21 protein-coding genes are annotated in these 22,351 nt (G+C 66.6%); 9 read left to right on the top strand and 12 right to left on the bottom strand.

What is annotated here, in order from left to right; all coding sequences use genetic code 11:
- Positions 1 to 23: 23 nt before the first annotated feature.
- The 6 genes from LPA45_RS05135 to nosZ all read right to left on the bottom strand — a co-directional run bounded on the left by LPA45_RS05135 (position 24) and on the right by nosZ (position 8,189).
- Complete coding sequence (locus LPA45_RS05135; RefSeq protein ID WP_116317588.1) at positions 24 to 557, bottom strand: nitrous oxide reductase accessory protein NosL; 534 nt, start codon at positions 555 to 557, stop codon at positions 24 to 26.
- Positions 557 to 1,396, bottom strand: a complete 840-nt coding sequence (locus LPA45_RS05130) for an ABC transporter permease (RefSeq protein WP_199414502.1) — start codon at positions 1,394 to 1,396, stop codon at positions 557 to 559. Before LPA45_RS05130 ends, LPA45_RS05135 begins: the two co-directional genes overlap by 1 nt.
- Positions 1,393 to 2,340 carry an ATP-binding cassette domain-containing protein gene (locus LPA45_RS05125; protein ID WP_367394963.1) on the bottom strand — a complete coding sequence of 316 codons (948 nt, stop codon included), beginning with the start codon at positions 2,338 to 2,340 and terminating at the stop codon, positions 1,393 to 1,395. The genes LPA45_RS05130 and LPA45_RS05125 overlap by 4 nt, the downstream gene beginning before the upstream one ends.
- The gene (locus LPA45_RS05120; RefSeq protein WP_317921949.1) at positions 2,318 to 3,574 is read right to left on the bottom strand and encodes a nitrous oxide reductase family maturation protein NosD; all 1,257 of its coding nucleotides are present in this window, start codon (positions 3,572 to 3,574) and stop codon (positions 2,318 to 2,320) included. The genes LPA45_RS05125 and LPA45_RS05120 overlap by 23 nt, the downstream gene beginning before the upstream one ends.
- Positions 3,571 to 6,177 carry a 4Fe-4S binding protein gene (locus LPA45_RS05115; RefSeq protein WP_367394962.1) on the bottom strand — a complete coding sequence of 869 codons (2,607 nt, stop codon included), beginning with the start codon at positions 6,175 to 6,177 and terminating at the stop codon, positions 3,571 to 3,573. The genes LPA45_RS05120 and LPA45_RS05115 overlap by 4 nt, the downstream gene beginning before the upstream one ends.
- A gap of 68 nt (positions 6,178 to 6,245) precedes the next feature.
- Positions 6,246 to 8,189, bottom strand: a complete 1,944-nt coding sequence (gene nosZ / locus LPA45_RS05110; RefSeq protein WP_116317584.1) for a TAT-dependent nitrous-oxide reductase — start codon at positions 8,187 to 8,189, stop codon at positions 6,246 to 6,248.
- A gap of 301 nt (positions 8,190 to 8,490) precedes the next feature.
- On the opposite strand from nosZ, the gene LPA45_RS05105 reads away from it, so the two are divergent.
- On the top strand, positions 8,491 to 9,504 hold the full coding sequence (locus tag LPA45_RS05105) for an FAD:protein FMN transferase (RefSeq protein WP_317921983.1): 1,014 nt from the start codon (positions 8,491 to 8,493) through the stop codon (positions 9,502 to 9,504).
- 89 nt (positions 9,505 to 9,593) lie between these two features.
- Here the strand turns inward: LPA45_RS05105 and LPA45_RS05100 are convergent, their stop codons facing one another.
- Entirely contained in the window at positions 9,594 to 9,992 is a 399-nt protein-coding gene (locus LPA45_RS05100) for a c-type cytochrome (RefSeq protein ID WP_116317582.1), read from the bottom strand.
- A gap of 10 nt (positions 9,993 to 10,002) precedes the next feature.
- Positions 10,003 to 10,350: a cytochrome c gene (locus LPA45_RS05095; RefSeq protein ID WP_116317581.1), complete on the bottom strand. Its 348-nt coding sequence runs from the start codon at positions 10,348 to 10,350 to the stop codon at positions 10,003 to 10,005.
- A 537-nt stretch (positions 10,351 to 10,887) separates the two neighbouring features.
- On the opposite strand from LPA45_RS05095, the gene LPA45_RS05090 reads away from it, so the two are divergent.
- The 3 genes from LPA45_RS05090 to LPA45_RS05080 are packed head-to-tail and all read left to right on the top strand — an operon-like array spanning position 10,888 to position 13,590.
- On the top strand, positions 10,888 to 11,778 hold the full coding sequence (locus LPA45_RS05090) for a MoxR family ATPase (RefSeq protein ID WP_116317580.1): 891 nt from the start codon (positions 10,888 to 10,890) through the stop codon (positions 11,776 to 11,778).
- A 14-nt stretch (positions 11,779 to 11,792) separates the two neighbouring features.
- The gene (locus tag LPA45_RS05085; RefSeq protein ID WP_317921944.1) at positions 11,793 to 12,386 is read left to right on the top strand and encodes a GNAT family N-acetyltransferase; all 594 of its coding nucleotides are present in this window, start codon (positions 11,793 to 11,795) and stop codon (positions 12,384 to 12,386) included.
- Between the two features lie 28 nt (positions 12,387 to 12,414).
- On the top strand, positions 12,415 to 13,590 hold the full coding sequence (locus LPA45_RS05080; RefSeq protein WP_116317578.1) for a VWA domain-containing protein: 1,176 nt from the start codon (positions 12,415 to 12,417) through the stop codon (positions 13,588 to 13,590).
- A 114-nt stretch (positions 13,591 to 13,704) separates the two neighbouring features.
- On the opposite strand, the gene LPA45_RS05075 is transcribed toward LPA45_RS05080, so the two are convergent.
- Positions 13,705 to 14,613, bottom strand: a complete 909-nt coding sequence (locus LPA45_RS05075; RefSeq protein WP_116317577.1) for a LysR family transcriptional regulator — start codon at positions 14,611 to 14,613, stop codon at positions 13,705 to 13,707.
- A gap of 125 nt (positions 14,614 to 14,738) precedes the next feature.
- Here LPA45_RS05075 and LPA45_RS05070 point away from each other — a divergent pair, with 125 nt between their 5' ends.
- The 3 genes from LPA45_RS05070 (at position 14,739) to LPA45_RS05060 (ending at position 17,678) form a co-directional block, all read left to right on the top strand.
- Positions 14,739 to 15,725, top strand: coding sequence for a tripartite tricarboxylate transporter substrate binding protein BugE (locus tag LPA45_RS05070; protein WP_116317576.1), 987 nt, complete (start codon positions 14,739 to 14,741; stop codon positions 15,723 to 15,725).
- A gap of 16 nt (positions 15,726 to 15,741) precedes the next feature.
- Positions 15,742 to 16,629 carry an N-formylglutamate amidohydrolase gene (locus tag LPA45_RS05065; protein WP_116317575.1) on the top strand — a complete coding sequence of 296 codons (888 nt, stop codon included), beginning with the start codon at positions 15,742 to 15,744 and terminating at the stop codon, positions 16,627 to 16,629.
- 266 nt (positions 16,630 to 16,895) lie between these two features.
- Positions 16,896 to 17,678 (top strand): BspC domain-containing protein, encoded by a 783-nt coding sequence (locus tag LPA45_RS05060; protein WP_376790632.1) that lies wholly within the window; start codon positions 16,896 to 16,898, stop codon positions 17,676 to 17,678.
- Between the two features lie 70 nt (positions 17,679 to 17,748).
- Here LPA45_RS05060 and LPA45_RS05055 read toward each other — a convergent pair whose 3' ends face one another.
- Together LPA45_RS05055 and yaaA are read right to left on the bottom strand one after the other, a co-directional pair.
- The gene (locus tag LPA45_RS05055) at positions 17,749 to 18,891 is read right to left on the bottom strand and encodes a M14-type cytosolic carboxypeptidase (protein WP_317921939.1); all 1,143 of its coding nucleotides are present in this window, start codon (positions 18,889 to 18,891) and stop codon (positions 17,749 to 17,751) included.
- A gap of 25 nt (positions 18,892 to 18,916) precedes the next feature.
- On the bottom strand, positions 18,917 to 19,702 hold the full coding sequence (gene yaaA, locus LPA45_RS05050) for a peroxide stress protein YaaA (RefSeq protein ID WP_317921937.1): 786 nt from the start codon (positions 19,700 to 19,702) through the stop codon (positions 18,917 to 18,919).
- Positions 19,703 to 19,751: 49 nt separating this feature from the next.
- Here yaaA and LPA45_RS05045 point away from each other — a divergent pair, with 49 nt between their 5' ends.
- Together LPA45_RS05045 and LPA45_RS05040 are read left to right on the top strand one after the other, a co-directional pair.
- A complete protein-coding gene (locus LPA45_RS05045; RefSeq protein ID WP_317921936.1) occupies positions 19,752 to 20,312 on the top strand; it encodes a putative toxin-antitoxin system toxin component, PIN family in 561 nt (186 codons plus the stop codon).
- Between the two features lie 69 nt (positions 20,313 to 20,381).
- Positions 20,382 to 21,554 carry a pyridoxal phosphate-dependent aminotransferase gene (locus LPA45_RS05040; protein ID WP_116317572.1) on the top strand — a complete coding sequence of 391 codons (1,173 nt, stop codon included), beginning with the start codon at positions 20,382 to 20,384 and terminating at the stop codon, positions 21,552 to 21,554.
- Positions 21,555 to 21,639: 85 nt separating this feature from the next.
- Here the strand turns inward: LPA45_RS05040 and LPA45_RS05035 are convergent, their stop codons facing one another.
- Positions 21,640 to 22,284 carry a glutathione S-transferase gene (locus LPA45_RS05035; protein ID WP_116317571.1) on the bottom strand — a complete coding sequence of 215 codons (645 nt, stop codon included), beginning with the start codon at positions 22,282 to 22,284 and terminating at the stop codon, positions 21,640 to 21,642.
- Between the last annotated feature and the right edge of the window lie 67 nt (positions 22,285 to 22,351).

Genomic DNA, 22,351 nt, shown 5'->3' with positions numbered 1-22,351 from the left:
GCGCGCGCCTTGCGTGACAGCCATTACATCCGGCTGTCGTGCATGGCGCCGCCGCTGAGGTCCGCCAGTTCCGGCGTCACCTCGGCATAGCGCAGCAGCCTGCCGCCATGGCGGGCGACAAAGGCGCTGGCATCGCTTTGCGCCCGGAAGCTCGCCAGCGTCGGCCCCATCGATCCGTGGCGCCCGCTGCCGGCGACATACACGCCGGTGGTGGCATCGAACCAGTGGCCGCGCGGACGCTCCCAGTCAGCCCGCGCCATGTCCTGCACGAACACCGCGCGCACCGGCCTGACCTGCTCCGGCCGCAGCAGCGCGTGGAACATTTCCACCGTGTCGCAGAACCAGTGCGGGCGTGCTTCGCCCGCGTAGAAGACCTGCGCCTTGGGGCCAGGATAGTCGGCCAGCAGCATGCCATCCAGCTCGCAGGCGGTGGCGGACTCGATCTCATGCGGGTGCACGGCGCCGTCGGGCTTCTTGCCGCAGGCGGCAACGAAGACCGTGGCACCGGCCATGGCGAGCATCAGGTGGCGGCGGCGCAAAGACGATGGGGAACACATCAGCGGAATCTCCGGGCAGCAAGGACCAGCGGCACGGCGATCCACGCCAGCAGCGCCGCGCCGGTAGGCCAGGGGCTGGCCAGCGCCGGCGGCACGATGCTGGCAACGCCGCCGGCGCTGCGCAACTGGTCGAGTGAAAAGGCATTGACGATGCGGAACAGGTCCGCGGGGTTCAGCAGCAGCAGCCACGCGATCCAGTCGGTGCCAGACGCGCTGGCGCCGCCCTCGCCCGCGCCGGCGACCAGCAGCCCGAGCAGCAGCAGGTCGAACACCAGCACGAAGAAAAACCACAGGCCGATCGCCAGGCCCGATGCCTGCGCGCGGTCGCGCGACAGCACCGACAGCCACAGCGCCAGGCTCAGGAATGCCAGGCCCAGCAGCGCGGCACTCGCGACGAAGCCGAGGTAGTGGTACAGGCCCGGCCAGCCGAACTGGCGCGCCAGCAGCACCGCCATCAACGCAAAGCCGCCGGTAGTGGCCAGCAGCAATGCGGCGGCCAGCCCGAGGTACTTGCCCAGCAGCAGCTCGCCGCGCGTCAGCGGCAATGACAGCAGCAGGTCGAGCGAGCCACGCTCGCGCTCGCCCACCACGGCATCGAAACCGAGCAGCAGCGCGATCATCGGCACCAGGTAGATCACCAGGCTCGCCAGGCTGGTGATGACGAACTCCAGCGAACGCGGTCCGAGCACACCCTGCTCGGCGCCGCCGAAATAGCCGATCGCCAGCGACAGTGCGGTGAAGACGACCGCCACGGCGAGCACCCAGCGGTTGCGCATGCGGTCGCGGAATTCCTTGGCGGCAATCGCGGCCACCTGCCTTGCATCGATGCGCGCGTTCATGCTTGCCCCCGCATGCCGAGAAACAGGTCTTCGAGGGACGGCTCGCGGATCTGCAGGTCCAGCAGGCGGCCCGCCAGCGGCTGCAATGCGGCCAGCACCGGCATCTTGGCCGCAACGGGGCAGCGCACGGTCAGTTCCGCCGGCTCCCCCTCCACCACTTCGATGTTGTCCCACGCTTGCGTCCGCAGCAGGCGCAGCGCGTCTTCGCGCGCGCCCGGTTCGAGCCGCAGCGCCAGCGTCAGCGGCAGCCCCGCCTGCGCGCGCAGCGCTTCCAGGCTGCCGGTGGCCTGCAAACGGCCGGCGGCGAGAATGGCGAAGCGATCGATGCGCTGCTGCAGCTCGGCCAGGATGTGCGAGGTGATGACGATGGTCACGCCGCGTTCGCGCAATGCGTTGAGCATCAGGTAGAAGTCGCGGATTGCCGCCGGGTCCAGTCCGTTGGTCGGCTCGTCGAGGAACAGCACGCGCGGCGCGCCGAGCAGCGCCTGCGCGAAGCCGAGCCGTTGACGCATGCCTTTCGAATACTCGCGCACCGGCCGCGCGGCGGCGGCGGACAGGCCGACCTGAGCAAGCATCGGCGCGCACGCATCCGCGCTCACGCCCTTCAGGCGCGCGAAGAAGCGCAGCGTTTCCAGGCCGCTCAGGTTGTCATAGAGCACCAGGTGCTCGGGCAGGTAGCCGATGCCGCACCGGGCGTTGCGAAATGCGCGGCTGCCCACGTCGGCACCGGCGACGCGTAACGTGCCATGCGTAGGTGGCAACAGTCCCAGCATCATCCTGAACAGCGTGCTCTTGCCCGCGCCGTTGTGCCCGATCAGCCCGAGCAGTTCGCCCTGCCCCACGCTGAGGCTGACGTCGTCGACGGCGCGCAACGCGCCGAAATGCCGGCTGACGCCGGCCAGCACGATGGCGTCGTGCGGTTCAGTGGCCGCTGGCCTGAGCATCCCAGTCCCTCCAGTTGGCGCGCACCGGGCGCATCCGCGGATAAGCATCGACTACGCCCGGCGCCCGGATCACCGGGAACTGCTGTCCCGCCAGCCGCAGCGCCTGCAGGGCCGGACTGCCCAGCAGCAGCGTCACGCCCGGATAGCGCCAGCCCAGCCGGTCGACGAGGTCATTGGCCTGGTACGGCACGTCACCCACGCCATCGCCGTCGCGGTCCCAGCCCAGGTAGTTGCTCCAGTAGTTGCCCTGCCCGCGCCCGCCCCATGGTTCGTCGCGCGCGCCCACGTAGCGCACCGGCTCGCGGTTGCCGATGAAATCGTTGCCCTGCACTACGTTGCGCGTCGAACCGGCCGACAGGTGCACGCCGACCGCATTCCCCAGCACCAGGTTGCCGCGCAGCGTCACGTACTCGACGTCGTAGATAAAGAAGCCGCGCTGGTTGCCGGCGACCACGTTGCCTTCGATCACCGAGTCCTGCAGCGTGCGCAGCATGATGCCGTGGTCGGCATTGCCCCAGGTGCGGTTGTTGCGCACGACCTGGTCGCGCACTTCCATCAGCGCCAGCCCGCCGCGGTTGCGGTAGCTGTCGTTGCCTTCCCACAGGTTGTGGTACGAGTTCATGTAATGGGTGCCGTAGCGGCTGTGGTGCAGCCGGTTGCCGCGAAAGATGGCATGGTGCGAGACATCGACGTAGAGCGCGTCGCGCACGAAGCTGATGTTGTTGTCGAGGATGCGTGCGCCGCGCGTGTTGTAGAGCTGCACGCCGTTACCGCGCTGCGCCGAGTTGTAATCGCGCTTGCCGGTGATGGTGTTGTGTTCGACGCGGACATCGTCGGCTTTCTCGATCCACAGCCCGAACAGGTTGTAGGTCAGGTCGCACCGGCGCACCGCCGCGCGGTGCGCGCCGGGGCGGATATAGATGCCGGCGTTCTGGTCCTTCAGGCTGTCGCCGGAGTCGCGCACGATCAGGCCTTCGACCGTCACGTCGGGCGCCGTGATGCGCAGCGTATCGCCGCGCAGCGCGCCGCTGAGCGTGGGCCGTGCAATGCCGCGCAGCACCAGCGGCTTGTCGACGACGAAGTTGCCGGTGTAATGGCCGCGCGCAATCTCGATGGTGTCGCCTGCGCCGGCGGCGTCGATCGCCGCCTGCAGCGACTGGCCGGGCTGCACGCGCCAGGTCGCGGCCTGCGCGCAGGTCATGCAAAGCAGCGCGATACCAAGCAGCGCCTTCATGTGGCCAGCATCCCCATCGTCTTCAGCACCAGGAACAGCACCGCGCCGACCAGCAGGTTCTTGAAGCCGACATAGCTGAGCATGTCCATCACCGTGGCGCGCCGGTAGCGGCCGCGCCACCACGGGCCATCCTTGACGTAGCGCTTGCCCGACAGGCGGATCAGCACCTCGTACAGGCTCCAGCCCAGCCACCATCCGATCACCGCGCCCGCGCGCATTTGTCCGCTGGCGGCCAGCGCCCACGCGACGGTGGCCGCCAGCGCCACCGCAAGCCCCGCCATCTGCAATGCAGCGGCGGTGCGCCAGCCCTGCCCGCTCCATGGCCACAAGTGGTCCCACAGCTCGGCGGACCAGCGCGTGGCGCCAGCCCTTGCAGCGTACGGCGCCACCGGGTCGGTCGGCATCCTCGGATCGGGGCCCGACGGCTGCTTCGCGTCGGCCGGCACCGGCACCAGCGGGATGAAATACCCGTCGCGCCCGACTGGCGCCAGCGCCAGCCCGTCGCGCTCGCGCCGCTTGCGCTCGCGGGCCAGCGGCGGGCAGCCGCGCGTATCGGTATAGAGCACCATGCAGTCGAGGCAATGCAGGCATTCGCGCTGGTCGATGCGGCCGTCGGCATCGATCGCCTGCGCGCCGCAGCCCACCGCGCATGCCTTGCAGTGGTTGCAATCGGGCTTGCGCCGCAGGCCAAACCAGCGGAACGTGCTGGGCATCGCCAGTGCTGCGCCGAGCGGGCACAGGTACTTGCAGTAAGGCCGTTCGACAAACAGCGACAGTCCCAGCAGCGTGCAGGCGAACAGCCCGTACGGCCACGCGCGGTTCGGGATGCCGACCAGGAAGGTCGTCTTGAACGGCTCGATCTCAGCCAGCATCTCGGCCAGCCCCATCGAAAACACCGACACCGCCAGCAGCCCGAAAAACACACCGTACTTGACCCACTTGAGCCGGTCATGCCAGCGACGCGGCAGTTGCCGCTGCCATCGCTTCAGTCCGAGGAAGCGGCCCAGCTTGTAGATCGCCTCGGACAGCGAGCCGAACGGGCACAGCCAGCCGCAGAACAGCCCGCGCCCGAACAGCAGCACGGTGGCGATGATGAAGATCCAGAAGCAGAAGATAAAGGGATCGCTGAGGAACAACGCCCAGTCCCAGCGCAGCAGCAGCGCATGGAACCACGTCAGCACCTGCGTGATCGACGGCTGCGCCATCGCGCCGAAGCCGACAAAGACGATGCTGAGGCCCCAGGCCGTGTACTTGAACGCGTTGACCGGCCATTTGTTCTTGTGCGTGGCGCGCCGCGTCAGGCGGTCGCGCAGTGCGTAGACCAGCGTGACCGCACCGAGCAGCGCGATGAACAGGCCAATTGCGGTGGCCTGCTTGCGCCAGACCTTGCGCCACGGCGCCTCGGGTTCGTCGACCTGTGGCCGGCCGCCCTGCAGCATCGCTGCCGGCAGCCAGTACGGCGCATCGAAGCTGGCGAAGCTGCGCGTGCCGGTGGCGCGGTCGACGCGATTGCCAAGGAACGACAGCTTCCATGGATAGGCGGCGGAAAACGCCGTCGACCGGATCACGAAGATCGCAGACTCCGTCACCGCCGGCGCGCCCTCCGCCGCGACGCCGTAGAGGTTGAGGTAGTCCAGGTCGCGGAAGGTGAACGCGTCGGCACCCTGTCGCACCTGCACGCGATCGTAGATGCCGCCGCGCACGAACCCGGAGCCCTTGAACGACTCCGACCCCGCGGTGCGGATGACGAAGATGGCATGCTCGCCGGGCTTCAGCTGCGCGCGCAATCCCTGCCAGCCGGCATCGCCCAGCACGCTGCGGCCGATGTCGGGATGGTTGAGGTCGCCAAACCATAATTCGATAAAGGGCTCGCTGCCACCGGCCAGCCCGACTTGCGCCGGCTGCACGAGCAGCCGCTGCACCAGGCCGCCGGCCACCATTTGCTGCCAGCCATAGTGCTTGCCGCTTTCCGCATATCGCGCCGGTGCCCGCTGCGTCGGCGCCAGGATGCCGACCTGCCGCGCCACCGCCGCGCCCGATATGGTCAGCACCTGGTTCTGCGCGATCACCGTCACGGTAGCCCCGGAAATGGCATCCACGCCGACCACGCCCTCGTCCGGCCGCGACTGCCCGACCTCGATCTTGTCGCCAACCGACTTGCCAACGTACTGCCGGTTGAAATCGAGCAGCGCCGATTCCGGGATGCCCAGCAGCAGGATCGGCTCCGAATGCTTCAGTACCCTGACGCCCGTGTACTGTCCCCGCGTATCCATGCCGATCAGCGTCACCACCGGCTTGCCGGAATACGCCGGCGTATCGGTGATATCGGTGGACAGCATCACGTAGCCGAGCAGATCTTGCTTGCCGTCCGCGCCGGTGCGATAGCCCTCTACGTAGGGCGGTTGACCCTTGCGCGTGGAAAAGCTGGTCGCGCCGGGCAGCACTTCGGTGCAGGGCACCAGTGCGCACAGGTCCGCCGCGGTGGACAGTTCCGGCGGCAAGGCTGCCTCGTAGGCGCCCGCATGTGCCGGCGCAACAAAGCCAAGCGCCAGTACGCACGCGGCGAAGCACGCCGCGAGCCGTTCGAGAAATGCGTGGATCATGGAATTGGGGGCAAGCAGACAACCGGCGCAGCGGCAAGCACCGCGCCATGTCATCCACGCATGCCGTCTCAGGCCTCGACGATCATGCGGCTGCGCATCTCAAGATGCAGCGCGTGGCAGAAGTGGGTGCAGTAGCACCAGAACACGCCCGGCTTGTCGGCGACAAAGGTCACCGACGCGGTTTCGAGCGGATTGACGATGAAGTTGATGTTGTACTTGGGGATGGCAAACCCGTGCGTCAGGTCTTCGATCTTGTCCAGGTTGGTGAGGATCAGCGTGACCTCGTCGCCCTTCTTCAGCTTGATCTCGCGCAGCGAGAACACAGGCGCCTGCGACGTGATCTTCACCGTCACCTTCTTGCCGTTGCGGAACACGCCCGACTGCTGCGGATCCTTCACCGCCAGCGGGAAATCATCCAGCGCGTAGACCTGCTTGGGCCGCAGCAGCTCGCGGCGGAAGATGATGAAGTCGTGCGGTTCGCTGTGCACCGGGTGGTCCGCCAGCAGCACCATCTTGTCGCCGGAGATATCGATCAGCTGCTCGTTCTCGGCATGCAGCGGCCCCACCGGCAGGAAACGATCCTTGGAGAACTTGCAGCCTACTCCCAGGAACTTGCCGTCGGCGGCAATCGTCTCGGACTGCGAGGCGTTCAGGTGGCCGGGCTGGTACTGCACGTCGAGCCGGTCGACCACGTACTTGGCGTTCTTGTCGCCCTTGTGGAAGCGGATCGCCGAGTCGATGTTCCACTTGACGATCTGGCTGTCGAGGAACAGCGTGGTGTAGGCATTGCCGCGCCCGTCGAAGGCAGTATGCAGCGGCCCCAGGCCCAGTTCGACCTCGGCGACGATGGCGTCGTCGAGCTTCTCCAGCTTGCCGTCGAACCAGTCCAGCACCTTCGCAAGCTCGATCACGGTGCCGGTCGGCGACAGCTTGCCGGCGCAGATGAAGTACTTCTGGTCCGGGCTCGCATTGACCCCGTGCGGGTTCTTCGGCACCGAGACGTAGGCGGTCAGCGCGGTCTTCGGGTCGGCGTTGGCCGTGTGCGTGCCGTCCACCACCGGCACCTTCGAGTCGCCGATGGTCTTGAACTTCCCAGCCTTGATTGCAGCCTCGATGCGGGCGATGTTGAAGAACAGGCAGGCATCGCGCTCGGCCGACATCATGTCTTCATAGCGCGCGCCCATTTCGACGTTGTACTGGTTGGTCGCGGCCAGCTTGCCGTCGTACGAGGTCGCGACCAGGTCGCAGTTGCCGTCGATCAGCACCTGCCAGCGCACCGCCATCGTCTGCGCATCGACGCAGGTGAACAGCGAGCGGTACTTGCCCGCGTCCTCGGTCGGCGTATTGGGCAGTGGCAGGGCGAACTCCGCGCCGCAGAACACGCGCGTGGTGTAGTTGATGTTCGCGTCGACGGGGTCGCGCTTGTCCGGGAAGATGCCGTGGAAGCCCTGCACGTTAGGCAGGTCGGTGATCTTGTCGCAGACGAAATAGTCGAGCCGGATGCGCGCCAGCCGCGCGTTGATCTTGTCGTTGATCCATGCGTAGCGGCCATCGTAATTGCCGTCCTTGTACGAGGCATGCACGTGGTGCGTGTCGCCGACGGTGTACATCACGTGGCCGTCGGGGCCCGTGCCCATCACGCGCTTGGATTCATTGGTGATGCCCCAGCCGGTCAGCGCATCGGGCACGAAGCACGGGATACGATGCAGCTCACGCCCCGAGGGCAGGCCCAGCACGCGCACGTCGCCCGCATGGCCACCGCTCCACAGGCCGTAGTAGGTATCGAGCTCGCCCGGCTTCAGGTGCACCGAAGCACCGGCATGCGCGCTGCCATGTCCTGCGTGCGCACCGCTTGCCGCAGTGGCGGTGGCCGCGGCGGGCGCGCCGCCCTTGTCCGTGCACGCCGCCACGCCGGCCAGCCCGGCGAGCGCCGCCGTATTGATAAAGCGCCTTCGTCCCGGTGCCGCCGGTGCATCGGTGTGTGCCAGGGGGTCTTGGGAATGCCTCGTCATCTTCGATCCTCGAACCGTCATTGCAAAGGGCGGAGGGCTCCGCCCGCTTTCTTCGTTGTGTTGGTGGCCTGTTGGTGGCCTGTTGGTGCCGGCTACAAATAGTCGAAGCAGTTGACGCGAACGAGGTTGACGGTCGTCATGGATCTTTTAAATATTCATTTTTAATGCATGTTTTCGCGAAAACTGCCGGGAGAATGGCGGCACCACAACGTCATCAACTAATGCGGCAAGCGCCGCCCACCTTGTCATGCGCGCCAAGACCCTACCGGCAACGCTGTCTTCTTCCCCTCGCATCGACGCCATGCGGCGCAACGTGCTGCGCGCCGCCGCGGCCAGCGTGCCGATGCTTGCCACTGCCATGTTCTTCAGGCCGGCGCTGGCCGATGCCACGGTCACGCGCGTGTCGCGGCGCCTGCTGGGCACGCAAGTCGATATTTTGGTGCAGGACAGTTCTTACCTGGATGCAAGGTCCGGAATCGCCGCCGCCTTTGCCGAGATGGCGCGCCTGGAGCAACTGATGTCGCGCTACCGGCCCGACAGCCAGGTCAGCGCACTGCAGCGCGCAGCCGGCCGGCAACCGGTGCCGGTCGCACCGGAAGTGATGGCGGTGTTGCAAGCGGCGGCGGCGCTGTCGGCGCGTACCGGTGGTGCGTTCGACATTACCGTTGGTGCATTCGCCGGCTGGCGCTTCGGTGAAGACAACGCGCGCGTGCCTCCTGCCGCCGAGCTGGCACGCGAACGGGCGCTGGTGGACTACCGGCAGGTCATGCTCGACGAGCGCCGGGGCGAAGCAATGCTGCTGCGCCCCGGCATGCGCCTGGACCTGGGCGGGATCGCCAAGCTGCCGATCCTGCAGGCGGGCATGCAGGTGCTGCGCAGGCATGGATTGCGTCATGCCATGATCAATGGCGGCGGCGATGTGCTGGCGAGCGGCCAGCTGCAAGGGCGCGACTGGCGCGTAGGCGTGCGCGACCCGCGCGCACCGGCGCGGCTGCTGGGCGTGCTGGCGGTTTCCGATGCCGTGGTCGCGTCCTCGGGCGACTATGAGCGCTGCTTCGTCGCCAACGGCAGGCGCTACCACCACGTGCTCGACCCCGCCAGCGGCATGCCGGCGGCGGGTCCGCATGGCGTGACGCTGGTGGCTTCACAGGCCGCGGCGGTCAATGGACTGGGCACTGCGTTGATGGTCGCGGGCGAGTCCGCCGCGGCCAGCCTGCTGCACAGTGCGGCCGGCGTCGACGCGCTGGTCGTAGGCGACGGCGAGCCTTGGGCCACGGCAGGGATGCGCCGCCGGCTGGCAGGTGTCGCGGCGTAGGACGCGCTGGCGCGCTGCCCAATGAAAAAGCCGCCTGTACCAAGGCGGCCTTTCCCTCTGCGACGGCGCGGCAGGCGCCGCGCCACGGCTTACTTCTTCAGCACCAGGTCGCCCGGCAGCGACTCGATATACGCCGCCATGTCCTTCAGCTCCTTGCGCGTGAACGGACGGGGCTTGCCGTCCTTGCCGGTCACGGCCGGATTGGCGTTGACCTGGCCGGCCATGATTGCATTGGAGCGGCCCACCAGGGAGTTGCCCGACACCTGGTACGACAGCAACGCGTGGTACAGGTAGTCGGCATGCTGGCCGGCCAGCTTGGGATAGTCAGGCGAAATCGGCTTGTTCATGCCCGCGCCGTGGCAGGCCACGCAGGCACCCTTTTCCACCAGCGTCTTGCCGTTGGCGAGGTCGGCGGCCGAGGCCGGCACTGCGGCGGCACCCAGCACGAGTGCGCCGAGCGCGATCGAAAGCGTCTTGAGCGTCTTCATGATGGGTCTCTTACTTCAGGGAGTTGTTCTGGGTATTCGCCTTCTGCTGCGAGTAGTAGGCAGCCACGTCGGCAATATCCTGCTCGGTCAGCGTGGCGGCGATGCTGCGCATCGTCGGGTGCTTGCGCTCGCCCTTCTGGTACGCCTTCAGCGCGTTTTCGATGTACTTGGCGCTCTGGCCGCCCAGCAGCGGCACTTCATAGATCTCGGGGAACGACGCACGGTAGCCCGGAATGCCGTGGCATCCGATGCACATTGCAACCTTGTCCTTGGCAGCGTCTCCATTGCCCTTGACTTCCTGTGCCTGCGTGGCCATTGCAGCCGCGCCCAGCACCACCATCGTGAGGAGCTTTTTCATTGTCTTTGCGGATTGGAAGTTAAACCGTGCGTGACCTGCCCTGCCGGGGCGGGAGACGGTTTCAGAATGCTTCTGGGGAAGCCTGGCTTGGCAATGGGGTTGCCAGAGGTGCAACCCGCCAGGCATTCGGCACCCGGTCTTAATGCCGAGATGTGGAACACCATTCTGGAACCACCTCGCGCAATCGCCGCGACCCGGGCGGGCCGCTGGGACTTCTGAACGCGGACTGCCGGATACTGGAGAACTGGACGTGGGGCGCGTCAAACCGGCGCATTGTACAGCAGGCGACACCTGGCAGTCCAGCCACCGCCCCCCGTGGCGGGCGGGCTGTCAACCCCGTCCAACACGAACCGCAAAGGTCTTTTATACTGGCCCATTCCGGGAAAGCGCACGACCGTTCGCTGGCGCCCGCAGCCAGCCCGGCCGTACCGTACCACCCATAATGAAAGCGCGCGTGACAGCGCGAAGAGACTGCGCCAAAACACGCCAACCCGGCCCGACCCTTCCAGGACAAGGCCGTCACCTCCAGGTTGCCTCATGTCAAACACCGCCAACGCTTCCGCCCAAGCACCCTCCGCCCAGCAGGTCAAATTCGAGGGCAGTGACCAGTATGTCGCCACCGACGACCTCAAGCTGGCCGTCAACGCCGCGCGCACGCTGCAGCGCCCGCTGCTGATCAAGGGCGAGCCCGGCACCGGCAAGACCATGCTGGCCGAGGAAGTGGCCGCCGCGCTGGGCATGCCGCTGCTGCAGTGGCATATCAAGTCGACCACCAAGGCCCAGCAGGGCCTGTACGAGTACGACGCGGTCTCGCGCCTGCGCGACTCGCAGCTCGGCGACGACCGCGTGCACGACATCCGCAACTACATCGTCAAGGGCGTGCTGTGGCAGGCTTTCTCGGCCGACGAGCAGGTGGTGCTGCTGATCGACGAGATCGACAAGGCCGATATCGAATTCCCCAACGACCTGCTGCGCGAACTCGACCGCATGGAGTTCTACGTCTACGAGACGCGCGAACTGGTCAAGGCCAGGCACCGTCCGCTGGTGATCATCACCTCGAACAACGAGAAAGAACTGCCCGACGCCTTCCTGCGCCGCTGCTTCTTCCATTACATCAAGTTCCCGGACGCCGACACCATGCAGCAGATCGTCGACGTGCACTACCCCGGCATCAAGCGCGAGCTGGTCGCCGCCGCGCTGGAATCGTTCTACGAGATGCGCAACCTGCCGGGCCTGAAGAAAAAGCCGTCGACCTCCGAGCTGATCGACTGGCTCAAGCTGCTGATGGCCGAGGACATCCCGCCCGAGGCGCTGAAGAGCCCGGACAAGAAGGCCGCGATCCCGCCGCTGCACGGCGCGCTGCTGAAGAACGAGCAGGACGTGCACCTGTTCGAGCGCCTGGTGTTCATGAACCGCGCCAACCGCTGAGCGAGCTGCCTGTCATGACCGCCTTTGCCAAACCCGTGACCCTGGCCGGCAAGCACGCCACGCTGGAGCCGCTGCGCCCCGAACATGCCGACGGCCTGCGCGCCGCGTCGGCCGACGGCGAGCTGCACAAGCTCTGGTACACCAGCGTGCCCGCGCCCGAGCGCCTGGAAGCCGAGATCGCGCGCCGCCTGGGCCTGCAGGAACAGGGCTCGATGCTGCCGTTCGCGGTGCGCGACGCCGCGGGGGAACTGGCGGGCATGACCACCTACATGAATATCGACGCGGCCAACCGGCGCGTGGAGATCGGCTCCACCTGGTATGCGCGCCGGGTCCAGCGCACGCCGCTGAACACCGAGTGCAAGCTGATGCTGCTCGGCCATGCCTTCGACCAGCTCGACTGCATCGCCGTGGAATTCCGCACGCACTGGATGAACCAGCAGAGCCGCGCCGCGATCGCGCGGCTCGGCGCCAAGCAGGACGGCGTGCTGCGCAACCACCAGCGCATGCCGGACGGCTCGTTGCGCGATACCGTGGTGTTTTCGATCATCGCCAGCGAGTGGCCGACGGTGCGTCAACACCTGCAATTCCAGCTTGACCGACCGCGCTGAAGCGGCCGCCTACTGAACGCGAGGCATCATGCTGATCGATTTCTTCTTCTCGCTCCGACACGCCAAGCTGCCGGTCTCGGTCAAGGAATACCTGACCATGCTGGAAGCGCTCAAGGCACAGGTCATCACGCCGTCGATCGACGAGTTCTACTACCTGTCGCGCATGACGCTGGTCAAGGACGAGAAGCACTTCGACAAGTTCGACCAGACCTTCGGCGCCTATTTCAAGGGCGTGGAAAGCCTGGTCGACTGGAAGTCCGACATTCCGCTCGACTGGCTGCAGAAGACGCTGGAGCGCGAGCTGTCGCCCGAGGAAAAGGCCAGGATCGAGGCCATGGGCGGCCTCGACAAGCTGATGGAGCGCCTCAAGCAACTGCTCGAGGAGCAGAAGGAAAAGCACGAGGGCGGCAACAAGTGGATCGGCACCGGCGGCACCTCACCGTTCGGCCACGGGGGCTACAACCCCGAAGGCATCCGCATCGGCGGCCCCAGCAAGGGCAACCGCACCGCGATCAAGGTGTGGGAAGCGCGCACCTACAAGGACTACGACGACCAGGTCGAGCTTGGCACGCGCAACATCAAGGTGGCGCTGCGCCGCCTGCGCCGTTTTGCGCGCGACGGGGCCGACACCGAGCTGGACCTGGACGACACCATCCACTCGACCGCCGCCAATGCCGGCCTGCTCGACATCAAGCTGCGGCCCGAGCGCCACAACAAGGTCAAGGTGCTGATGCTGATGGACGTGGGCGGCTCGATGGACGACCACATCAAGCGCGTGGAAGAACTGTTCTCGGCCACCAAGACCGAGTTCAAGCACCTGGAGTACTACTACTTCCACAACTGCCTGTACGACTACGTGTGGAAGAACAACCGCCGCCGCCATGCCGAAAAGCTGGCGACGTGGGACCTGCTGCACAAGTACACCTCCGACTACAAGATCATCTTCGTCGGCGACGCCACCATGAGCCCGTACGAGATCCTGCAGCCAGGCGGCTCGGTCGAGTACAACAACGCCGAGGCCGGCGCGGTGTGGCTGAACCGCATGACCGAGCAGTTCCCGCACTTCGTATGGCTCAACCCCGAGCCGGAAGGCCTTTGGCAATACCGGCAGTCGATCACCGTGATCAACCAGCTGATGAAGGGGCGCATGTTCCCCGTTACGCTGGCCGGGCTGGAGCAGGCGATGAAGGTTTTGTCGAAGTAAGACTTTTCAAAATGCGCGCCGTAGCCGACGCCGCGCGAACCAGGCTCCCCTCTCCCGCAAACGGGTCGCAAACGGGAGAGGGGAGCAAACCGCCGGTATGCTGGGCTCCCCGCCTCAGCCGGGCCGCGCCAGGTCAGCGCCTTCCATCACCCAGGCGCGGAAGGTCCGCAGCGCGGGCAAGTGCTGCTTTTGCTCCGGGTAGCACAGGTAATAGCCCTTCTTGGCCAGCACCTGCGCCGGATGGGCGACCACCAGCGCGCCGGTGGCAAGTTCCTGTTCGATCAGGCAGCGCGGGATCAGCGCAATGCCCAGGCCCGACAGCGCCGCCTGCGTCAGCAGCGAGAACTGGTCGAAGCGCGCGCCGCCCCACGCCTGCCGCGTAGTCACGCCGAGGGTGGCGAACCAGTCGGGCCAGGCCTCCGGCACGGTGGTGTGGTGCAGCAGCGGATAGTGCAGCAATGCAGCCGGCGTGCGCGCGATGCCATCCGGTTCATTTGCCAGCAGGCCCGGCCGGCATACCGGCAGCACTTCGCGCCCCGTCATGTAGTCGGCCAGGCTGCCGGGCCAGACACCGTCGCCGAAGCGGATCGCCGCATCCAGGTCAGGCTCGGAAAAATCGTAGCCTTGCGCATGCGGCACGAATTCAAGCGTTACTTCCGGATGCCGGGCGAAGAACTGCGGCAGGCGCGGGATCAGCCACTTCGCGCCCAGCGTCGGCATGCTGGCGATATGCAGCACGCCGCCGCCACCCTGCCGCGCCATCAGCTCGACGGTGGCCGCCTCCAGCTCGTTCAGGCTGGGGCCGATGCGTTCCAGGTAGCGTTCGCCCGCCGTGGTCAGCACCAGCCGCTGGCGCACGCGATCGAACAGCTCCACGCCAAGATAAGCCTCCAGGCTGCGCACCTGCTTGCTGACCGCACCCTGCGTCACATGCAGCTCGCGCGCCGCCACGGTGAAGCTGTTGTGCCGGGCTGCGGCCTCGAAGGCCTGCAACTCGGTCAGCGACGGACACATGCGTCGCATAATTCACCTCTACTTCACGACCAGATGGAATGAGCTAGGGATTTTATTTCGTTTGCGAGGGTCTTGCTCAAACGCGCAGAATCAGGAAACCACCTCTGTCTCTCCTTTTCCCTACAAAAACCCTCATGCAACGTCGCCACCTCCTCCGCGTCCTGGCCGCCGCCTCGGCCGCCCTCGCCACCGGCCTGTCGTTCAGCGCAGCCGCCCAGTCCGGCTACCCGAACAAGCCGATCACGCTGGTCGTGCCATTCCCCGCCGGCGGCACCACGGATATCGTGGCACGCATCGTCGCCGACAAGCTCGGCCAGCAGCTGGGCCAGGCCGTTGTGGTCGACAACCGGGGCGGCGCCGGCGGCAGCATCGGCACCACCTTCCTGTCCAAGGCCGCGCCGGACGGCTACACGCTGGGCATTGCCACGGCCTCGACCCACGGCATCAACCCTGCGGTCTACCCTCGCCTGTCCTACGATGCAACCAAGGACTTCACCACCATCACCAACCTGGCCTCCGTGCCGAACGTGATGAGCATCAACCCGGCGGTCAAGGCCACCGACATGAAGTCCTTCATCGCGCTGGCGCAATCGCAGCCGAACAAGCTGGCCTATGGCTCGGCCGGCAACGGCAGCGTCTCGCACATGATGGGGGAACTGTTCAAGATGAGCAGCAAGACCGAACTGCTGCACGTGCCGTACAAGGGCGTGGGCCCGGCGCTGAACGACGCGCTGGCCAACCAGGTGCAGATCCTGTTCGACAACCTGCCGTCGTCGCTGCCGTTCATCGAAGGCGGCAAGCTGCGCGCGCTGGCCGTGGCCGCGCCCAAGCGCGTGGCGGCGCTGCCGAACGTGCCGACCTTCGCCGAGCTGGGCCTGGGCGAAGTCAACGACGCTGCCTGGTTCGGCCTGATCGCGCCGGCCAACCTGCCGGCCGACATCCAGAACAAGCTGCATGCCGCCGCCGTCAAGGTGCTGGCGCTGCCGGAGGTCAAGGCCAAGCTGGAAAAGCTGGGCGCGACCCCGGTGGGCGACACCCCGGCGCACTTCGCCGCGCAGATCAAGAGCGAAGTGGCCAAGAACAAGCGCGTGGCCGCGGCCGCCAAGATTTCGCTCGACTGACCCCTGGCGCAGCACCATGACCGATACCGACCGAACCACCGCGGATAGTCCGTTCTTCCTGTACCAGCCGGAGGGCGAGTCCGCTCCGCTGTTCCTGGATTCGCCGCACAGCGCGACCATCTACCCGACGGACTTCCGCCCCGATCCCGCCCTGCCGCTGCCGCTGCTGCGGCAGGCCGAAGACACCTTTGTCGATGAACTCTACGCCGGCGCGCCGGCGCGCGGCATCCCGCTGCTGTGCGCGGGCTTCCCGCGCAGCTACCTCGACGCCAACCGCGCGCTGGAGGAAATCGACGAAGCCCTGCTCGAGACCCCCTGGCCCGGCGCCAGGCAGGAAACCTCCAAGACCCGGCTCGGCAAGGGCCTGGTCTGGCGCGTGCTCGACAGCGGCGAGGCGATCTACGACCGCAAGCTCGCCGTGGAAGAAGTGCAGGCGCGCATCAACCGCTGCTACCTGCCCTACTACGCGCAACTGCAAAAGCTGGCCGACCGCGCCGTCTCCAGCCATGGCAGCGCCTGGCACATCAACTGCCATTCGATGCCGAGCCAGGCCGCGCAATACGCGACCGAGTTCCCCGGCCTGGAGCATCCCGACTTCGTCGTCGGCGACCGCGACGGCACCACCTGCGACAAGCGCTTCACCGACCGCATCGAAGGCGTGCTCAAGGACATGGGCTATGAGGTCTGGCGCAACCACCCGTACAAAGGCGTGGAGATCGTGCGCGTGGTCGGCCAGCCGCAGGCCGGGCGCCACAGCCTGCAGCTCGAGGTCAACCGCAAGCTGTACATGGACGAAGTGGGCCTGACCCACACCGCCGGCTTTGCCAAGCTGCGCCACAATCTGAACGCACTGCTCGACGAACTGCTGCGCTTCACGCGCGCAATGCCCTCGCGCGTAGCCTGAGGCGTTTTCCAACGCACCACGGCCGGGCCGCGCTGGATCACCGCGGACCGGTCGTGCGGGTTGCCCGCAGTTGTGCCACGTGGGAAATATCTGCTAGAAAGCAGGCCTCGCTTCCTGCGCGTCGTCATGCGTTAGAAGAATAGGTAACAAGATTTAGGAACTTTGCCAGATAGGTTTCCTCTATCATGGCATTCCTTTGCGAAGCTACCCGGCCTGCCGGCCCCGCGCCGGCAGGCCAATCCCAGAACGCAAACACCGCAAACACTGTGATCCGACGAATTTCCGAACTGCTCGGCAGCCGGCTCCGCATGGTGGCTGCCGCGGTGGCCGGTGCGATCGGGCTGGCGGGCTGCGCCAACATGCCCGCCGACGAGGCCGCCACCCAGGTCCCGGCCCCGACGGCCACCCCTGCCCGGCCCGCCGCTTCCGCTCCCGCCGCCACTTCCGCGCCGCCTACCAAGACCATCACCCTGCCCGAGCGCGGCCGCGTCAGCCTGTCCGAGTACCGCGCACGCATGCGCGAGCAGCTGATGAAGACCGAGAACGCCACCAGCGACGTAGCGGACTGCGCCGCGCACGCCAGTTGGGTGGTGCCGCGCTCGGCCACCTACGATGCCCTGAAGATCCCCACCGGCGCGCTCGCCGCCGGGCAGGCCACGACCGAGCCCTGGAGCGGACGCTTCTCGCCCGGCAAGCAGGCCGTGCCGGTCAGCACCGTGGTCACCTTCAACGCCACGGCGCACAAGCGCCGTGGCGACAACGACTGGCAGCCGGTGCGCGTGCGCTGCGGCTACGACGACGGCATGATGCTGGCGTATGAACTGCAGGACACCAGCGGCGCCACCATCAGCGAACCCGCTGCCGCGCCGGCAGTGCCCACGTCGAGCCAGGCCACGTCATCCAGCAAGAGCCGCAAGGGTGCGAAAGGCAAGAGTACGGCGTCGTCGAAGTCGAGCAAGTCCTCGTCGGCCAAGTCGACGAAGTCGGCTTCGTCGAAATCGGCGTCAGGGTCGGCGAAGACGAGCAGCACGACCAAGAAGAAGCAGTAAGCGCGCTGTGTCTCCCCTCTCCCGTCAGGGAGAAGGGAGCAAACCCTCAGCGTGCGAGAGAGGCACCACCTCAGCCCAGGTAGTCCAGGATCGCCTGCACCATCGCCGTGCCCAGCAGGGCGCTGCGCGCGCCGTTCCAGCCCACCGCCGGATCGGGCAAATCGGCGTTGTCCTTGAACGGCATTTCCAGCGTCAGCGCCAGGCAGCCGAAGGTATGGCCAATGTACTTGGACGCGAGCTTGAGCGCGTCGGCGTTGTACTTGCTGGCGGCATAGCCGTGCACGTCCTGGAAGTCCGGCGAAGCGCGCTTGAAGGCCTCGATGAAGCGCTGCTGCTCGCGCCGGCGCGCCTCGGTAAAGCCGGGCAGCATCTCGCTGCCGGCGACGAAGTTGTAAGGCAGGCCCTCGTCGCCGTGGATATCGAAGAACATGTCGCAACCCGTGGCCTCGATGGCGCGGCGCACGTGATAGACCTCCGGGCTGGTATCCGCGCTGGGCGACATCCATTCGCGGTTCAGGTTGGCGCCCGCGGCGTTGGTGCGCAGGTTGCCGCGCGCCGAGCCGTCCGGGTTCATGTTCGGCACGATATGGAACACGGCGCGCTCTAGCAGCTTGCGCGCGACCGGATCGCCATTCCACACGCCGGTGCCGGTCAGGCGCTGCAGCACGCCCTCGACAAACCATTCGGCCATGCTCTCGCCCGGATGCTGGCGCGCGATCATCCAGATGGTCTTCTTGCCGGGGCCGGGCTGTCCCAGCGTGACACGGGTCATGTCGCGGCCGTCGACGGTGCTGCCCAGGTGCGACAGTTGCGCCAGCGGCGAGCGCTGGCAGCTCGCCAGCAGCGACAGGTGGCGCTCGTCGGGATAGGGCTCGAAATACGCGAACCAGACGCTGTCGTGCTCGGGCGTGAACTCCACCGTCATCACCTGCCCGTCGAAACTCGTCGGCACGCGGAACCAGTGCGCGCGGTCATACGAGGCCACCGCGCGATAGTCGCGCCAGCCGTCCGGATAAGTGCAGTCGCCCGCGTTGAGGAAATGCATCCGGCAAGCCTGCCCCGCCGCGCCCTGCAGGCGGAAGTGAAACCACTGCCGGAAGTCGGCGTGCGAATCGGCGCGCAGGCGCAGGCGGATATCGTCGGCACGGTCGAGCGCCTCGACCTCGATGGCACCCGAATCGAAATGCGAGGAGATATGCAGGGCGGAAGGCATGGCTGGCGGTCTCGTTTCGTTAGGATCAGTCTTCCAGGCGGCGGCGGAACACCCAGCGGCCGGCGTCAGAAGCGGAGGCATCGAAGGCATAGCCATCCTCGGCGAAGCCCTTGAGCTTTTCCGGCTCGGTGATGCGGTGCGTGACGGCGTAGCGCGCCATGGTGCCGCGCGCGCGCTTGGCGTGGAACGAGATGATCTTGTAGCGGCCGCCCTTCCAGTCCTCGAACACCGGCGTGACGATGCGCGCCTGCAGCACCTTGGGCCGCACCACCTTGAAATACTCTTCCGAGGCCAGGTTGACCAGCACCGGCGCGCCTTCCTGCCTGAGCGCGGCCATGTCGCCGTTGATCATCTGCGTGACCTCGTCGCCCCAGAACGCGTACAGGTCCTTGCCCGCGGCGTTGTCGAGGCGCGTGCCCATCTCCAGCCGGTAGGGCTGCATCCAGTCCAGCGGGCGCAGCACACCGTACAGGCCGGACAGGATGCGGAGGTGCTTCTGCGCGAAGGCCAGGTCCTCGGCGGGCAGCGTCTTAGCATCGAGCCCGTCGTAGACATCGCCATTGAAGGCCAGCACCGCCTGCTTGCTGTTGGCCGCGGTGAACTCGGGCGACCACTCGGCATAGCGCGTGACATTGAGCACGGCGAGCTTGTCGGAGATGTCCATCAGCGCGCCCACGTCCTGCGGCGCGAGCTTGCGCAGGCGCTCGATCAGCGCGGCGGAACGGTCGATGAAACGCGGCAGCGTATGGGTCTTGATGCGGGGGGGTGTCTCGTAGTCCAGTGATTTGGCGGGAGACAAAACGATGAGCATGGCAAAATCGCGGCAGTAGCCAAGGACAAACCAGCCAAGATTGTAGCGAATGCGCCTCGACAGTACCGGAACCGACCATCCCGCCAGCCCCGCCGGCATCACATCCGCCCTGACGGGCGCGCCCTGCGTGGTGCTCGACTCCAATATCTGGGTCGACCTGCTGGTCTTCCGCGACCCGCATGTCGAGCCCATCCGCCAGGCGCTGGAAGCCGGCACCATCGCCCCGGTGATCCGCGCCGATTGCCGCGAAGAGCTGCGCCGAGTGCTGGCTTATCCGCAATTTGCCCGCTTCGAGGTCGATATCGACGCCGCGCTGGCCACCGTCGATCGCCTGACCCGCCTCGAACCACTGCCGCCGCAGGACGAAGCCGACGCCATCAGGCTGCCCCGCTGCAAGGACACCGACGACCAGAAGTTTGTCGAGCTGGCCCACTTTGCCGGCGCCGCGTGCCTGGTATCGAAGGACAAGGCGGTGCTCAAGCTGCGCAGCCGCCTGCGCCGCTCCAGCGGCGTAGAGGTGCTGACGCCGCCGGGCTTTGGCGCCTGGCTGGCCGCTCAGGCCGGCACCACGGCCGACTTCACAACCGACACCGCGGCCGATCCGCTTTAAAATTGCCGCATCGCGCGCGGGGCCAATCCGGCACGCGCGCCTTTCTCTTACCGCACTGACGCCCGCAACATGTCCGCAGACACCACGCTCGCTCCCCTGACCCCGCCGCCCTCGCGCCTGCCCGCCGTCGGCACCACGATCTTCACCGTGATGTCGGCCCTGGCCATCGAGAAGAACGCCGTCAACCTGGGCCAGGGTTTCCCGGACTTCGATTGCGACCCCAGGATCGTCGACGCGGTCGCCGGGGCCATGCGCGCCGGCCATAACCAGTACCCGCCGATGGCGGGCGTGCCCCGCCTGCGCCAGGCCATCGCCGACAAGATCGCCGCGCTCTACGGCCACCAATACAGCTGGGATACCGAGATCACTGTCACCGCCGGCGCTACGCAGGGCATCCTGACCGCGATCCTGTGCGCCGTGCATCCGGGCGACGAGGTCATCGTGCTCGAGCCCTGCTACGACAGCTACCTGCCGGCGATCGAACTGGCAGGCGCCACCGCGGTGCCGGTCACGCTGGAGGCGCCGGAATTCCGCGTGCCCTTCGACAAGCTCGCCGCCGCGATCACGCCGCGCACGCGCATGATCCTCATCAACACGCCGCACAACCCGACCGGCACGATCTGGCGCGCGGGCGACATGGACAAGCTGGCGCAGATCCTGGCGGGCACCGACATCCTGCTGCTGTCGGACGAGGTCTACGAGCACATGGTCTACGACGGCCAGCGGCATGAATCGGTCTCGCGCCATCCCGAACTGGCGCGCCGCAGCTTCGTGGTCTCGAGCTTCGGCAAGACCTACCACGTGACCGGCTGGAAGGTCGGCTACGTGGCCGCGCCGGTGGCGCTGATGGCAGAGTTCCGCAAGGTGCACCAGTTCAACGTGTTCACCGTCAACACGCCGGTGCAGCACGGGCTGGCCGACTATATGGCCGATCCCGCGCCGTACCTGCAGTTGTCCGCGTTCTACCAGGCCAAGCGCGATTTCTTCCGTGCCGGGCTGGCCAGTTCGCGCTTCAAGCTGCTGCCGTCGGATGGCACTTACTTCCAGTGCGTCGACTACTCGGCCATTTCCGACCTGAGCGAGGCGGACTTCGCCATGTGGCTGACGCGCGAGATCGGCGTGGCGGCGATTCCGGTGTCGGCGTTCTATACGCAGCCGCGTGAGTCAGGCGTGGTGCGGTTCTGTTTTGCGAAGAAGGAAGAGACGCTGGCGCTGGCGCTGGAACGGCTCGCCAAGCTATAAGCAAGCGCCCGGCATCCGGCCAAAAAGCAAAACGCCCACGATTGCTCGTGGGCGTTTTGCTTTGTCTCGTAAAAGCGCTGGACGCTTACTTCTTGCTCCGGCTCATCATCAGCTCGGTATTCGCCTTCCGGTCCGCATTGACCTGCTGCACCGACTCGCGCTGCGACAGCGTCTTCAGGTAATCCTTGACCGGCAGGTCAGCCAGCATATCCGTGCCATAGATGATCTTGGTGCACGACGACACCAGCGGCAGGTGCACGGCTGCCGCGCAGTCGGCCAGCGTGAAGCTTTCGCCGGCGATATACGGCGAGAATTTGGCCAGCCTGGCAAACGCCGGGATATAGCGCGTCAGCAGCTTGTGCTGGCGCTCCTTGACGCCGTCGCTGACCTTGCCGCCGAAGAACGCTTCCGGATACAGCTCGCGTGCGGTCAGTTCCAGGTACAGCTCCAGGAAGGTGACGATCTCGCGCACCTTGCCTGCCTGCAGCGGATCCTTCGGCAGCAGCGGCGTTTGGGGGAAGGCCGCTTCCAGGTATTCGACGATGACTTCCGACTCGCACAGTGAGCCGGATTCGGTGATCATGTAGGGCACCTTGCCCGCGGGCGATGCAGACGGGTCGGTTTCGCCGATCCATGCCAGCACCTCTTCGAACGGCACGTTCTTTTCCAGCAGCGCCAGCTTCACTTTGTTGTAGTAGTTGCTGGCGGCAAAGCCGCAGAGCTTCAGCATGTCGTCTCTCTCCGTTGTTGGAATGGTCGCCCGCGCGTCGCGGGTCTGAGGGGGATTGTGGCCCATC

It is taken from the genome of Cupriavidus sp. Agwp_2 (assembly GCF_040784895.1).
Classification (GTDB): domain Bacteria; phylum Pseudomonadota; class Gammaproteobacteria; order Burkholderiales; family Burkholderiaceae; genus Cupriavidus.
This window is presented reverse-complemented; position numbering and strand designations above follow the sequence as displayed.